This window comes from Methylobacterium symbioticum (genome assembly GCF_902141845.1).
GTDB lineage: Bacteria > Pseudomonadota > Alphaproteobacteria > Rhizobiales > Beijerinckiaceae > Methylobacterium > Methylobacterium symbioticum.
The window spans coordinates 1-13,358 of record NZ_CABFPH010000013.1 but is presented as its reverse complement, the minus strand read 5'-3'; the positions used below and the strand labels follow the sequence as shown (position 1 = coordinate 13,358).

Sequence of the window (13,358 nt, the reverse complement as noted above, 5' to 3'; positions counted from 1 at the left end):
CGGTGCCGATGGCGATAGGGACGGGACGCGCCTGCCGCCTTGATCTCCCTCAAACGGAGCTGGGGGGCGCGCCCCGTATCGGCGGCGCGCGCGGGTGCTATCGGCCGCCGCCGAGGCTGTGGACGTAGACGGCGAGCGCCTTGATGGTCGCCGCGTCGAGACGGCCTTCCCAGGCCGGCATCACCCCCTTGCGCCCGTTCGTGACCGTGGCAACGACCTGTTCGGGTGCGGACCCGTAGAGCCAGACCGCGTCGCTCAGGTTCGGCGCGCCCATCTCGGGATTCCCCTTCGCGGACGCGCCATGGCACGCGGCGCAGTTGCCGGCGAAGATCTCGGCGCCCGTGTCGAGCTTGGCTCCCGCAACGCCCGGCTTGCCGGAGAGCGAGAGCACGTAGCTCGCCACGGCCTCGATCTCCCCGCGCGTCAGGACGCCGTCGCGCCCGAAGGCCGGCATGTCGCCCACATGCGCCTCTCCGTGGCCGGAGCGCGCGCCGTAGCGGATGGTCCGCTCGATCGCCTCGGGGCTGCCGCCCCAGAGCCACTCGTCGTCCTGCAGGTTCGGGTAGCCCGTACGGCCGGTGGCCGACGTGCCGTGGCAGGCGGCGCAATTGTCGCCGAAGGCCGCCTTGCCGGTGGCGAGCGCCAAGCGCAGCAGAGCGGGATCGGCCCGGATCTCGCCGACCGAGGCGCTGGCGAGCTGCGCCTGGCCGCGCGCGTCGCGCTCCCGGCGCACGGCCGCGACCTCGTGGAGCACGGTGGCCCGCTGCGAGTAGCCGAGCAGGCCGCCCGTATAGCCGGAGACGAGCGGCCAGGCCGGATAGGCGATCCAGTAGCCGAACGCCCAGACGATCGTGGCGTAGAGCCCGTAGAGCCACCAGCGCGGCAGGGGATTGTTGTACTCGGCGATGCCATCCCATTCATGCCCGGTGGTCTCCGGGCCGGCGGTCGGCGTTCCGGGATTCGCAGCGTCGGACACGGCGGTCAGTCCTCGATCAGGGGGAGATGGGCGGCGGCGTCGAACCGGGCCCGGTTGCGCGGCCAGAAGGCGTACAGGCACGCGGCCGCGAAGATGCCGACGAAGTAGAGGAGGCCGCTGGTCTGCGCGAAGGCGGCTGCGCTCTCGTAGGTCACGTCGCTCACCTCAGGTTCTGCTTGTCTTCGTAGATCTTGAAGTCGACCATGGTGCCGAGCACCTGCAGATAGGCGATCAGCGCGTCGATCTCGGCGGCCCGGGTGCTGTCGCCGCCGAAATCGCGGATGGTCGCCCCCGGGTAGCGGCGCTGGAGCTCGGCGGCGCCTGCGCCGTCCGGATCGAGCTGCGCCTTCAGGTCAGTGCGCGCCAAGGCGATCATCTCGTCGGTGTAGGGCACGCCGAGCGCCCGGTTCGCCTTGAGGTCCTCGGCGACGGCGTCGGCGTCGAGCGGCCGGTCGAGGAAGGCGTAGGCCGGCATGATCGAGGCGGGCACCACGGCGCGCGGATCGATCAGGTGCTCCCGGTGCCACTGATCCGAATACTTGCCGCCGACGCGGGCGAGATCCGGCCCGGTCCGCTTGGAGCCCCATTGGAAGGGATGATCGTACAGGCTCTCGGCCGCGAGCGAGAAATGGCCGTAGCGCTCGATCTCGTCGCGCATCGGCCGGACCATCTGACTGTGGCAGAGGTAGCAGCCCTCGCGGATGTAGATGTTGCGGCCGGCAAGCTCGAGGGGCGTGTAGGGTCGGACGCCCTCCACCGCCTCGACGGTGCTCTTCAGGTAGAAGAGCGGCGTGATCTCCACGAGGCCGCCGATGGCGACGACGATGAGCGCGCCGAGGAGCAGGATGATGGAGTTCTTCTCGAAGATCTCGTGCCTCTTCCAGAGGCCGGGCTGGGCGGTGGCCATCGGGCTTCTTCCGTGATGCGATGGGCATGAAGGGGGCGGGGCCGCGCGGTGGCGGCCCCGCGGCGCGGATCACTCGGCCGGGGCGAGGCCGGCGGGTCCGGAGAGCGTGTCGCCGAGCGGCGCGTTCGCGGCCGAGGTCCTGCCCGCGATCGTCATGGCGAGGTTGTAGGCCATGATCAGCGCGCCGATCAGGAACAGCACGCCGCCGAGCGCGCGGACCAGATAGTAGGGCTGCATCGCCTCGACCGTCTCGACGAAGGAGTATTCGAGGAAGCCGAGCGCGTTATAGGCGCGCCACATCAGGCCCTGCATGATGCCGGCGACCCACATCGAGCTGATGTACAGCACGATCCCGAGCGTCGAGATCCAGAAATGCCACTCGACGAGCTTGAGGGAGTAGAGGTCCCGGCGGTTCCACAGCCAGGGCACGAGGCAGTACAGGGCGCCGAAGGAGATATAGGCGACCCAGCCGAGCGCGCCCGAATGCACGTGGCCGATGGTCCAGTCGGTGTAGTGGGAGAGCGCGTTGACGGCCTTGATCGACATCATCGGCCCCTCGAAGGTCGCCATGCCGTAGAAGGCCAGCGACACGACCATGAAGCGCAGGACGGGATCGGTGCGCAGCTTGTCCCAGGCGCCCGACAGGGTCATCAGCCCGTTGATCATGCCGCCCCAGGACGGCATCCAGAGCATGATCGAGAAGGTCATGCCGAGCGTCTGCGCCCAGTCGGGCAGCGCGGTGTAGTGCAGATGGTGCGGGCCCGCCCAGATATACATGAAGATCAGGGTCCAGAAGTGGATGATCGACAGGCGGTACGAGTAGATCGGCCGCTCGGCCCGTTTCGGCACGAAGTAGTACATGATCGCCAGGAAGCCGGCGGTGAGGAAGAAGCCGACCGCGTTATGGCCGTACCACCACTGGACCAGGGCATCCTGCACGCCGGAGAAGATCGGGTAGGATTTGGAGCCGAACACAGTCACCGGCAGGGCGAGGTTGTTGACCACGTGCAGCATCGCGATGGTCACGATGAAGGCGAGGTAGAACCAGTTCGCGACGAAGATGTGCGGTTCCTTGCGCTTCCAGAGCGTGGCGAGGAACACGACGAGGTAGGTGCCCCAGACGATGGTCAGCCACAGATCGGCGTACCATTCGGGCTCGGCATATTCCTTCGATTGGGTCACGCCCATCAGGTAGCCGGTGCCGGCGATGACGATGAACAGGTTGTAGCCGAGCACCACGAACCAGGGCGCGAGGTCTCCGGCGAGCCGGGCGCGGCAGGTGCGCTGCACGACGTAGAGCGAGGTCCCGATCAGGACGTTGCCGCCGAAGGCGAAGATCACCGCCGAGGTGTGCAACGGCCGCAGCCGGCCGAAGCTCGTGTATTCGAGCCCGAGATTGAGCGCGGGCGCCCAGAGCTGGAAGGCGATGATGCAGCCGACGAGGAAGCCGGCGATGCCCCAGATCATCGCGGCGACGCACGCGACCTTGATGGGCCCGAGGTTGTAGTTCGGCTTTCCGTCGATCTCCTGCGCCGGCGCCAGGGCCGGCCGGCCCTCGTAGCGCTTCAGGATGACCGCGAGCCCGGCGAGGCCGGCCAGGGCGAACAGGCTCATATGGATGGCGAAGGGACGGTCGACCACGCGGGCCGAGGCGAGCCCGCAGAGGAGCGCGCCGACGAGCAGGGCGAGGCCGAGGCCCGCCTCCCCCTCCGTCAGGTGTTTGGGAACGGGTGCCGGGACCATGATTGCTCGGTTCGCCTCACGCAGCAGGGAGTGATCCTGCTGCGCTTAGCCGAGCGAGCCGGCCCGGAGCCTTGATCTGGGTCAAACGGGGTCCCGGGCGCCGTCCGTGATGCCGCCCCGGCACCATCCGCAGCGGGACGGTCTATCGCCTCTCCGCCGAGGCGTCCGGCAGGATCTGTGCGGTCTTCATGAACGCGAGCAGGTTTCCGCCCGTGAACAGATGCGTTCTCAGATTGATGCTGTCGCCCGCTCGAATGTCGGTTTCCTGATCGCCGATGAAACAACTGCGATCTAGGTCGATGTTCCAGTGCTCGATCAGGTCGAGCAGCATGCCCGGTTCCGGTTTGCGCCAGGGATGCGTCCGCTTATACCGCTCAACGACCCCGTCCGGATGGTAGGGACAGTAGCGCAAGTCGTCGATATGCGCGCCGACGGCCCGAATCTCCGATTGGATATGGGCGTAGAGGTGGTGGACGTCGTCCTCGGTATAATAGCCCCGTGCGACGCCAGCTTGGTTCGTCACGACGAAGACGAACCAGCCCGCATCGTTGCAGGCCTTGATCGCCTCGCGGGCGCCTTCGATCCAGACGAAGCGATCGACCTGTCCGACATAGCCGTCGTCGCGGTTCAGGACGCCGTCCCGGTCGAAGAAGCAGGCCGGCCGGCGAAGCTGCCGGGGGACCTCGCTCTGGGCCTGGGCGAAGCTCTGCGGCACGCCGATATCGAGGAAGTATCCGTCGAACCGGCACGCGGCGACCCGTCCCTGCTCGATCAGCGCGGGAAGGACATCGCGCTCGAGCGAGCAGACCGCCGGCACGGATGCGAGCGCCGATTTCCGCATCAGATAGATGCCGGCATTCACGAGGCCGGGGCCGGGCTCGGCCTGGCGCTCCAGGAAGCTCAGGACCTTCTCGCCCTCCGTCACGACGACCCCGTAGCGGTCGGCATTCGGGATCTCGCGCAAGGTCAGCACGACATCGGCATAGGCGAGCCGGCCCGACAGGGCCTCGAGCGCCAGCACGTTGATGTCGAACCAGGAATCGCCGTTCAGGACAAGAAATTCATCCTGGGCGAGCGGCAGGGCGTGCGCGAGCGCGCCGCCCGTGCCCGCCTGCTCGGGTTCGACCGAGACCCGAAGCTGCATCCCGAACCGCTTCGCGACCGGGTTGTCGCGTGCATAGTCGGCGATCTTGTCGTGATGGAACGAGGCCAGGAAGACCACGTCGCGGATCCCGTGCCGGCCCAGCTCATGCAGCAGCACGTCGAGGAACGGCCGGTCGCCCACATGGAGCAGGGGCTTCGGCGTGTCGGCCGTGAGGCTGCCCAGCCGCGTGCCGAGCCCGCCGCACAGGACCATGGCTTGCGTGATCATCGGGCGCTCTTCAGGCTTCGGGACGCGGAAACAGCGCAGCCTCGACGATCCCGCACACGATGTGGGCGGCGGTGATGTGGATCTGCTGGATCAGGGGCGTGGCGTTCGACGGCGCGTGCAGCACGAGATCCGAGCGCGCCGGCATGTCCCCGCCGGACAGCCCCGTGAAGGCAACGACCGTGAGGCCGTTCTCACGCGCGGCGTCCATCGCCTGGAGGACGCTCGGCGAGCGGCCCGAGGTCGAGATCGCCATCAGCACGTCGCCGGGCCGGCCCAGGGCGAGCACCTGCCGCTTGAAGACGCTCTCGTAGCCGTAGTCGTTTCCGATCGCGGTGATCACCGAGGTGTCGGTGGTCAGCGCGATGGCAGGGAGCGGCGCCCGGTCGAAATTCAGCCGGGACACGAACTCGCCGGCGATGTGCTGCGCGTCCCCCGCGCTTCCGCCATTGCCGATCGTCAGGAGCTTGCCGCCGTCGCGGAGCGAGGCGGTGATCGCGTCCGCGATGGCGCCGACCGACGCGATGAAGGTCTGATCATCGAGCGCGGCCTGCACGACGTCACGGGAATCTGTGAGGTAGTTGACGATGACGCTCATGGGTTTTCCCCTCTTCGATCCGTTCGCGTGCCGCACGATGGGGCGCAGCCCGTCGCTCGGCCGGGCTTATAAGGGCTAGCGGCTCTGATTGTAGACGATGGAGGAGCCATCGACGTCGATCGTGATCGGCATCACGGCGAGCGGGGCGACGCGCGCCTCCAGCTCCTTCACGCGATCCGGGTCGATCAGGGTCAGGAAGAAGCCGCCGCCGCCCGCGCCGCACAGCTTCGCGCCGTAGGCGGACGAGCCGATGATCGCGTTGAAGATGTCGTCGAGGTCGCTGTTGGACACGGCCTTCGACAGGCTTCTCTTGATGTGCCAGGAGGCGGAGAGCATCTCGCCGAGCCGCGGCAACCAATCCGACGCGCCGTCTTCGAGCAGGGATACGCACTCGCCGACCAGCTGATACAGCTCGGACAGTTCCGTATCGATCGAGCGGGAGCGCGTGGCTTCGATCTGCGAGGCGACGGCCGTGGTCGCGCGCCGGGAAACACCGGTATGGACGAGCACCATCGACCTGCTGAGCTGGTCCATGACGTCCGATTTCATCTGGAGCGGCGTGATCCGGATCGAGGTGTCCTTGAAATCGAACCGGTTGATGCCGCCGAATGTTGCGTGCAACTGGTCCTGCACGCCGACATTCTCCTTCAGCATCTCGCGCTCGACTTCGATGGCCTTTTTCGCCAGCTCGATCTTCGTCGGCTTGAGCCCCTTCAGAGCGTAGACCATGCGCAGGAAGCCGACTGTGAAGGCCGAAGACGATCCCAGGCCGCTGCCAGTGGCTGGCACATCCGAAATGATGCTTATGTCGAGACGATCGTCGAGGCCAAAGCTTTTTAGAACCTCCCTGATCACAGGATGTTCTATCTCATCCAGCTCCTTGCAATACTCCAGCTTGGCGTAACTCAGCCGATAATTGAACGCCTGATGGGAAATGACCTTTGAAGCGGCGATATGAATATATTTGTCGATCGCCATACCAATTACGGCGCCGGGGAAGTGATTGAAGTATTCCGGATAATCTGTCCCGCCGCCAAATAAGCTTACTCGAAGAGGTGTTCTTGTAACGACGATCATAATCCTGCCTTCGGGGGTGATTTATTTGTGGCCTTTTAGGCGAATTTTTCCGAACATGTCAATCCCGGGGTGAATTTGAAGTTCACCATCGGCTATCTACTGGTCCAAGTTTCGGCGTCAGTATGGCCTTATCGTGCAGTTCGCGTCGCTACAATCCGAAAGTCGAGGTTCCGAGGGCGGCGGATGTCGTCCAATATTTTGATCGGCGTTCATCTTGCGCTGCCTCGGTTGCATGCGGTGGGGTGCGAACGCGGAGCGGCAACCGCTGCCGGGGCATTTGGGCCGGATCTGGAGAAAGCCTTGCAGGCCGCCGATGAAGCACCGGTCGTGCCAGGTTCCGTCTCACGGGTGACGCTGGCGTCCAGGCCCAAACCCGGTCAGATCGCTTGGCAGTGCTTGGATGCCGCGACCCGACGCGCTTTCAATTCCTGTGACTTGCAAACAGGCAACGTGTTTGACGCGTATGGAACCGAACCGCTTGTGTTACGTTCCCGTAGCGAGCTTAGCTTGGATATCGGATATGAGCGAGTACCGGATCACTGTCAGCAAGGCCAGCGATCGCCGTACGGCGGAGGTGGCCGAGAAGGTCAAGCTGCGTAAGGTCGATCTCGCCCGGTCCATGAAGGAGGCGGAGATTGCCGCGAAGCTGGTATCGAAGGACGACTGATCGTCCTCGATATTGACGTTCTTCGTTATGCATCGTGATGCGAGGTGGGCGACCGCCTCGCCATTTTTTTAGTCTCGGTGTCGGTCAATGCCCGAGACCCTGTCATGATGTGACCCGAGCACGCCGTCCACATCCTCCTGGCGTTCCGCCGAGCGCCTGTCACATCCGGTCACAGCCGGAAGAGGGACGATGACGGGTCCAACCCGCGCCGGATCGCCGCCGAAGGGCTGCGCCGGGCCCTCACTGGCCGGGGCCGCACATCCATCCCCGGCCCGGAAGGATCGACCGGGCGGATCCGCCGAGCCCGAGCCGTTCCGTTCCGGCGCGCAATCGGGCAAGGAAGCCGGAGCCGCGCCAGGAGCGCGGGGCGGAGGAATCCGGATTTTGCGTCTCAGCGTCGAGGAACTGGCCTGCCGCCGCTCGGGACGGCGCGTCTTCACGGGCCTGTCCTTCGCCCTTCGGCCGGGAGAGGCGCTTGCCGTCACCGGCCGCAATGGGGCCGGCAAGTCGAGCCTGCTCGCCATCCTGGCCGGGCGCCTGCGGCCCGATGCCGGGCAGATCCGGGTGGCGGATGTCGGCGAGGCGAGCCTGCCCGAATGCCTGCACGCCGTGGGGCACCGCGACGGCCTGAAGGCCGCGCTGACCGCGGGTGAGAATCTCGCCTTCGCCCGCGCCCTCCTCGGCGACGCCCGCATGGAGCCGCGGGCGGCCCTGGCCAGGCTCGGCCTCGGCCATGCCCACGACCTGCCGGTGGCCTATCTCTCGGCCGGTCAGCGGCGGCGGGTCGCGCTCGCGCGGCTCCTCGTTTGCCACCGGCCGCTCTGGCTGCTCGACGAGCCGACCGCGGCGCTCGATGTCGCTTCGCAGGCTCTCCTCGCCGAGCTGATGGCGGAGCATCGCGCGGCGGGCGGCCTCATCGTCGCCGCGACCCATCAGGCGCTCGGTCTCGAGGATGCGGCAACCCTCGCCATCGCCGCGCCGGAGCCCGGGCTGGACCGGCCCTCGCCGACGCCCGACCGCGACGCGGATTGGCGCGATGCGGACGTGGAGGATTGGGCATGAGTCGCGCCCTCCTCGCGCTGATCGCCCGAGACCTCGCGCTCGCCACGCGCGTCGGCGGGTCGGGCGCACTGTCGCTGGTCTTCTTCCTGATGATCGTGGCGCTCGTGCCCTTCGCGCTGGGACCCGACCTCAACCTCCTGTCCCGGATCGGTCCGGCGATCCTCTGGCTCGCGGCCGTGCTCGCGACGCTGATCGGCCTCGACCGGCTGTTCCAGGCGGATGACGAGGACGGCTCCCTCGATCTGATGAGTGCCGCGCCGGTGCCGCTGGAACTCGTCGTGCTGGCCAAGGTCGTGGCACATTGGCTCACCACCGGCCTGCCTCTCGCGCTCGCATCGCCGCTCTTCGGTCTGCTCGTCGCCCTCGACGGCACCGGCATGGGGGCGACCGCGCTCACCCTGCTCGCCGGCACGCCGGCCCTGACCTTCATCGGAGCGGTCGGCGCCGCGCTCACGGCCTCGATCCGGCGTGGGGGCCTGATCCTCGCGGTGCTGGTGCTGCCCCTGATGGTCCCGACCCTGATCTTCGGCGTCTCGGCGGCGGAATCGGCTTCGGGCGGCACGGTGCCCTTCACGACACCGCTCGCCATCCTCGCCGGCCTGAGCCTGATCGCGGCCGTGGTCGGCACGCTCGCGGCGGCGGCGGCCCTCCGCTGGTCCGAGTGATCGCCTGCGGAACACGGACGCTGGAGCGATCGATCCGGATGCTCCAGTAGGGCTCGACCCTCCACCCGGCTTCGCCCTTTCCCAGAGGTCGGGTGCCTGCGCGGTCATGAGTGTCGCCGCGCGTCTTGCGCGGCGGATATCCCGGGCGGTCAGTTCGACGCGGGTCCGCCTGCATTGCTGCTGCACCGCACCCCAGGCTAAAGCTCCGCTCATGTCCGGGGCCCCGCCTGCCACGAAGCCTGTCATGTCCTCCTCGCCGTCGCTCTGGACGCGTCTGTCCAACCCGAGCCACTTCATGCGCTGGTCGGGCACCCTGGTGCCGTGGCTCACCCTGCTCTCGGCGCTGCTCCTCGCCGTGGGCCTCTATCTCGCGTGGTTCGTCGCGCCGCCCGACTATCAGCAGGGCGAGACGGTACGGATCATGTTCATCCATGTGCCGGCGGCTTGGCTCGGCGTGTTCTTCTACGGAGCCATGAGCCTGTCCGCGATCGGGACCCTCGTCTGGCGGCATCCGCTCGCCGACGTGGCCCAGCGCGCGGCCGCGCCGATCGGTGCGGCCTTCACCCTCGTCTGCCTCGTCACCGGATCGCTCTGGGGCAAGCCGATGTGGGGCACCTACTGGGTCTGGGACGCGCGCCTGACCTCGATGCTGCTCCTGTTCCTGATCTATTGCGGGCTCATCGCCCTGTGGCGGACGATCGAGGATCCCAATCGGGCCGCGCGCGCCGTGGCGATCCTGACCCTCGTCGGGGCCGTCAACCTGCCGATCATCAAGTTCTCGGTGAACTGGTGGTCGACCCTGCATCAGCCGGCCTCGATCCTGCGCATGGGCGGCCCCACCATCGATCCCTCGATGCTCTATCCGCTCCTCGTGATGATCGCCGCGGCCACCCTCGGCGGCTCGACCCTCCACCTCTACGCCATGCGCACCGAGGTGATGCGCCGCCGCGTGCGCACGCTGACGATCCGCGAGGCCGAGCGCCTCGATGCCGGCCGGCCGCGGGTCGCGCCGGCCGCGTCCCTGCCGCTCGGACAGCCGCTGTGAGGGGTGCGATCATGGATCTCGGACCGCATGCCGGCTTCATCTGGGCCTCCTATGCCTTCACTGCGCTGGTGATGGCGGTCCTTGTGCTCAACGCCGTGCGCGATCGGCGCGCCCAGCGCCGGGCGCTGCGCGCCCTCGGGGATGACCGCCGGTGAGCGCGCCGGCCCCGCATTCAGGCCGCCGCTCGCTGCTGCTGATCCTGCCGCTCGTCACCTTCGCGGTGCTGGCCGGCGCGTTCTTCCTGCGCCTGCGCTCGGGCGTCGACCCGGCCGCCCTGCCCTCGGCGCTCGTCGGCAGGCCGGTGCCCGACTTCGCGCTGCCCCCTGTCGAGGGTCTCGCTTCGGCCGACGGCAAGCCGGTGCCCGGCCTCTCCTCCGCCGACCTCAAGGGCGTGGTGACCGTGCTCAACGTCTGGGCCTCCTGGTGCGCGCCCTGTCAGGTCGAGCACCCGATGCTGATGCGCCTCGCGCGCGAGCCCGGCATCCGGCTGGTCGGCATCGACTACAAGGATGCGCCGGAGAAGGGCCGCGCCTTCCTCGCCAAGCACGGCCTGCCCTTCCAGGCGGTCGGCTCGGACGTGAGCGGCCGCGTCGGCATCGATCTCGGCGTCTATGGGGTTCCCGAGACCTTCATCATCGGTCCGGACGGGGTGATCCGCGACAAGCTCGTCGGCATCGTGACGCCGGAGAACCTGAAGGACGTCCTGGAGAAGATCCGCCGCGCCGGTCAGGTCGCGTCGGCGCGCTGAGGCACGCTCGTCATTCGGCGGCGCGCGCGGCGAGCCCGGTGACGGCGTCGGCCAGAGCCTCGGGGGCGACCCACGGCACCATGTGGCCGATCCCCGGCAGCAGGACGAGCGTGGCACCCGGAATCGCGCGCGCCAGCGGTTGCGCCTGGGCCTCGGGCCGCACCAGCGGATCCGCATCGCCCGAGACGATCACCGTCGGGACCGACAGGCTCGCATAGCGCGGGCTCATCCGGGCGAGCGCGGCTGGCAGGCCGATCAGATCCTGCAGATTGGCGAGCAACGCGCCGGGCCGGATCACCAGCGGCGCCCGTGCCCGTTCCAGATAGCCCTCCGTCTCGGCCTGGGGCCGGAACGCCTGGCCGGCGGCGCCGCGCAGATAGTAGAGAGCGAGCGGCGGGCCGATCGTGCGGCTGAGGAGCCAGGCTACCGGCGGCTTCGCCGCGAGGCGCCAGTACCAGGGCAGGCTGATCCGCTGCGGGAACGGCAGCGCGACGGGCGAGACGAGGGCCAGGCCCGCGACCTGGTCCGGATGGTCGAGGGCGAGCGCGAGGGCGAGGGCCGATCCCCAGGAATGACCCAGCACGAGCGCCGGCGGCGCCCCCAGCGCGCGCAGCCCCTCGGCGATGCTGCGCGCCTGCACGGCGGGATCCGCGGCCGCGTCTCCGCCGATCCGGTCGCTCCAGCCGAGGCCCGGACGGTCGAAGGCGATCACCCGGAAGCCGCGGGCGGCGAGCGATGCGCCGATCCCCGCCATCGGGTCGGCGGCGTTGGCCGAGGCGCCGTGGATCAGCACGACGGTCGCCCGGGCCCCCTCGGCCGGCCCCTCCTGCAGCGTGGCGAGGCGGCCTCCCGGTACCGCCACGAAGGGGCCGCCCGGCGGATAGGCCGCGCCGACGCGCAGGGTGATGAGGAGCGTCGCGGCAGCGCCGAGCGCGAGGATGGCAAGGGCGATCACGGCCGGTATCCCGGCCAGGATCGCGAGGGCGACGAGGGCAGGCCTCACGGGCGCGCTGCCCGACCGGAGCGGCCCGCGTTCGGCCGGGCGACAGGTGCCGTCACGTCAGGACCTCCGCGGGTTGGCGAGATTGGCCGCGCATGCGGCAGGGCTGGCATGCGCGAGGTAGCGTCCGCGGCGGCGAAGTCAGTGCGACACCCTTTCGCTTGGCCGCCTTCCGCGCCACATGGGGCGCACCACGCAGCGTGAGGGAGAACACGATCCGATGGCGAAGCTCGTCCACAGCATGGTCCGCGTCGGCGATGAGGCGCGATCACTGGACTTTTACCGCCGCGCCTTCGGCCTCACGGTCGCCGACCGGATCGACTTCCCGGACTTCACCCTGATCTATCTGCGCGGCGAGGGCTCGGATTTCGAGCTGGAGCTGACGGTCAACAAGGGCCGCGACAAGCCCTATGAGCTTGGCGACGGCTACGGCCATATCGCCGTCACGGTGGACGACGTCGCCGCAGAGCATGCCCGCTTCAAGGCCGAAGGCCTGACCGCGACCGATCTGAAGGAGCTGAAGCACGGCGACACCCCTCTCGCCCGCTTCTTCTTCGCCACCGACCCCGATGGCTACAAGATCGAGGTCATCCAGCGCGGCGGCCGCTTCCTCTGATCCCAGGTGGCCCTGCCGGGCCGCCAACCCCTTTCCTCACCTGTCAGGACCCGATGACGCGCATCGTCTGCATCCGCCATGGCGAATCGACCTTCAACGCGGCCCATCGCGCCACGGGGCGTGACCCGGGCCATCTCGATGCCCGTCTCACCGAGCGCGGCCAGGGCCAGGCCAGGGCGGCGCGCGAGCGGCTCGCGGCGATCCCCTTCGATTTGGTAGTGACCTCGCCGCTCACGCGGGCGATCGAGACCAGCGCGATCCTGTTCGGCGAGCACCCGTCGGCGCCGCGGGTACTGGTCGAGGTCCTGCACCGGGAATGCCAGGAGAGCAGCTGCGATGTCGGCCGCGCCGCATCCGAGATCGCGCGCGATTTCCCCCATCTCGATGTCGGCCACTTGCCGGAGGTGTGGTGGCACGTCGAGGAGGGCAGCGAGATCGGCGGCTATCCGGTCGAACCGCGCCATCTGTTCGACCGGCGCGTCGCCGGGTTCCGCGAATGGTTGCGGCAGCGGCCCGAGCGCACCATCGCGGTGGTGGGGCACGGCACCTTCTTCTTCCATCTCACCGGAATCTGGCTCGACAACTGCGAGAGCACGGAGCTCGACCTCGCGGCGGGCTCGGCTGCGGCCTGACGCTCAGGCCGGCTGCAGGCCGCGGGCCGCATCGAGGCGGCGGCCCGCGAGCAGGAGATCGATATCCATCGCCTGCCGGCCGATCGCGAGCGCCTCCTCCAGGATGGTGCAGGCTGTCGCCCACGTGCCCGGCAGGAAGGGCGCCGCCCCCTCGGCGATCTCGGCGGCGCAACGCGGATCCGCGCTCGCGCGGATGGCGGCCGTCGCGGTCCGTGCGAGCGCAGCGGCCCGCGCGCCCGCCAGCCAGTGGCGG

16 protein-coding genes and 1 pseudogene are annotated in these 13,358 nt (G+C 68.6%); 8 read left to right on the top strand and 9 right to left on the bottom strand.

Going from position 1 to position 13,358, the window contains the following annotated elements; translation table 11 throughout:
• Nucleotides 1-97 precede the first annotated feature (97 nt).
• The 7 genes from ccoP to MET9862_RS06820 all read right to left on the bottom strand — a co-directional run bounded on the left by ccoP (nt 98) and on the right by MET9862_RS06820 (nt 6,571).
• Entirely contained in the window at nt 98-976 is an 879-nt protein-coding gene (gene ccoP, locus MET9862_RS06850) for a cytochrome-c oxidase, cbb3-type subunit III (protein ID WP_142582362.1), read from the bottom strand.
• Between the two features lie 5 nt (nt 977-981).
• Nucleotides 982-1,140: a cbb3-type cytochrome c oxidase subunit 3 gene (locus MET9862_RS06845; protein ID WP_438616602.1), complete on the bottom strand. Its 159-nt coding sequence runs from the start codon at nt 1,138-1,140 to the stop codon at nt 982-984.
• On the bottom strand, nt 1,137-1,883 hold the full coding sequence (gene ccoO / locus MET9862_RS06840; protein ID WP_142582361.1) for a cytochrome-c oxidase, cbb3-type subunit II: 747 nt from the start codon (nt 1,881-1,883) through the stop codon (nt 1,137-1,139). Before ccoO ends, MET9862_RS06845 begins: the two co-directional genes overlap by 4 nt.
• A 69-nt stretch (nt 1,884-1,952) precedes the next feature.
• Nucleotides 1,953-3,626, bottom strand: a complete 1,674-nt coding sequence (gene ccoN / locus MET9862_RS06835) for a cytochrome-c oxidase, cbb3-type subunit I (RefSeq protein WP_142582360.1) — start codon at nt 3,624-3,626, stop codon at nt 1,953-1,955.
• A gap of 142 nt (nt 3,627-3,768) precedes the next feature.
• Complete coding sequence (locus MET9862_RS06830; RefSeq protein WP_244612604.1) at nt 3,769-4,998, bottom strand: HAD-IIIA family hydrolase; 1,230 nt, start codon at nt 4,996-4,998, stop codon at nt 3,769-3,771.
• 10 nt (nt 4,999-5,008) lie between these two features.
• Nucleotides 5,009-5,593: a D-sedoheptulose 7-phosphate isomerase gene (locus MET9862_RS06825; protein WP_142582359.1), complete on the bottom strand. Its 585-nt coding sequence runs from the start codon at nt 5,591-5,593 to the stop codon at nt 5,009-5,011.
• Between the two features lie 75 nt (nt 5,594-5,668).
• Entirely contained in the window at nt 5,669-6,571 is a 903-nt protein-coding gene (locus MET9862_RS06820; RefSeq protein WP_244612603.1) for a GHMP family kinase ATP-binding protein, read from the bottom strand.
• A gap of 619 nt (nt 6,572-7,190) precedes the next feature.
• On the opposite strand from MET9862_RS06820, the gene MET9862_RS29210 reads away from it, so the two are divergent.
• From MET9862_RS29210 to MET9862_RS06795, 6 genes are all read left to right on the top strand, one after another.
• The gene (locus MET9862_RS29210) at nt 7,191-7,337 is read left to right on the top strand and encodes a hypothetical protein (RefSeq protein ID WP_185156775.1); all 147 of its coding nucleotides are present in this window, start codon (nt 7,191-7,193) and stop codon (nt 7,335-7,337) included.
• A gap of 384 nt (nt 7,338-7,721) precedes the next feature.
• The gene (gene ccmA / locus MET9862_RS06815) at nt 7,722-8,399 is read left to right on the top strand and encodes a heme ABC exporter ATP-binding protein CcmA (protein ID WP_142582357.1); all 678 of its coding nucleotides are present in this window, start codon (nt 7,722-7,724) and stop codon (nt 8,397-8,399) included.
• Nucleotides 8,396-9,064 carry a heme exporter protein CcmB gene (ccmB, locus tag MET9862_RS06810; RefSeq protein WP_142582356.1) on the top strand — a complete coding sequence of 223 codons (669 nt, stop codon included), beginning with the start codon at nt 8,396-8,398 and terminating at the stop codon, nt 9,062-9,064. Before ccmA ends, ccmB begins: the two co-directional genes overlap by 4 nt.
• A gap of 244 nt (nt 9,065-9,308) precedes the next feature.
• On the top strand, nt 9,309-10,109 hold the full coding sequence (locus MET9862_RS06805; RefSeq protein ID WP_142582355.1) for a heme ABC transporter permease: 801 nt from the start codon (nt 9,309-9,311) through the stop codon (nt 10,107-10,109).
• Nucleotides 10,110-10,120: 11 nt separating this feature from the next.
• The gene (gene ccmD, locus MET9862_RS06800) at nt 10,121-10,264 is read left to right on the top strand and encodes a heme exporter protein CcmD (RefSeq protein ID WP_142582354.1); all 144 of its coding nucleotides are present in this window, start codon (nt 10,121-10,123) and stop codon (nt 10,262-10,264) included.
• Nucleotides 10,261-10,857: a DsbE family thiol:disulfide interchange protein gene (locus tag MET9862_RS06795; RefSeq protein WP_142582353.1), complete on the top strand. Its 597-nt coding sequence runs from the start codon at nt 10,261-10,263 to the stop codon at nt 10,855-10,857. Before ccmD ends, MET9862_RS06795 begins: the two co-directional genes overlap by 4 nt.
• Before the next feature lie 10 nt (nt 10,858-10,867).
• On the opposite strand, the gene MET9862_RS06790 is transcribed toward MET9862_RS06795, so the two are convergent.
• A complete protein-coding gene (locus MET9862_RS06790) occupies nt 10,868-11,860 on the bottom strand; it encodes an alpha/beta fold hydrolase (protein WP_142582352.1) in 993 nt (330 codons plus the stop codon).
• 217 nt (nt 11,861-12,077) lie between these two features.
• On the opposite strand from MET9862_RS06790, the gene MET9862_RS06785 reads away from it, so the two are divergent.
• Both MET9862_RS06785 and MET9862_RS06780 read left to right on the top strand, forming a co-directional pair.
• A complete protein-coding gene (locus tag MET9862_RS06785) occupies nt 12,078-12,473 on the top strand; it encodes a VOC family protein (protein ID WP_142582351.1) in 396 nt (131 codons plus the stop codon).
• 53 nt (nt 12,474-12,526) lie between these two features.
• Nucleotides 12,527-13,105 carry a histidine phosphatase family protein gene (locus MET9862_RS06780; RefSeq protein ID WP_142582350.1) on the top strand — a complete coding sequence of 193 codons (579 nt, stop codon included), beginning with the start codon at nt 12,527-12,529 and terminating at the stop codon, nt 13,103-13,105.
• A 3-nt stretch (nt 13,106-13,108) separates the two neighbouring features.
• Here MET9862_RS06780 and MET9862_RS06775 read toward each other — a convergent pair.
• Nucleotides 13,109-13,358, bottom strand: a pseudogene (locus MET9862_RS06775) (hypothetical protein); the annotation flags it as partial.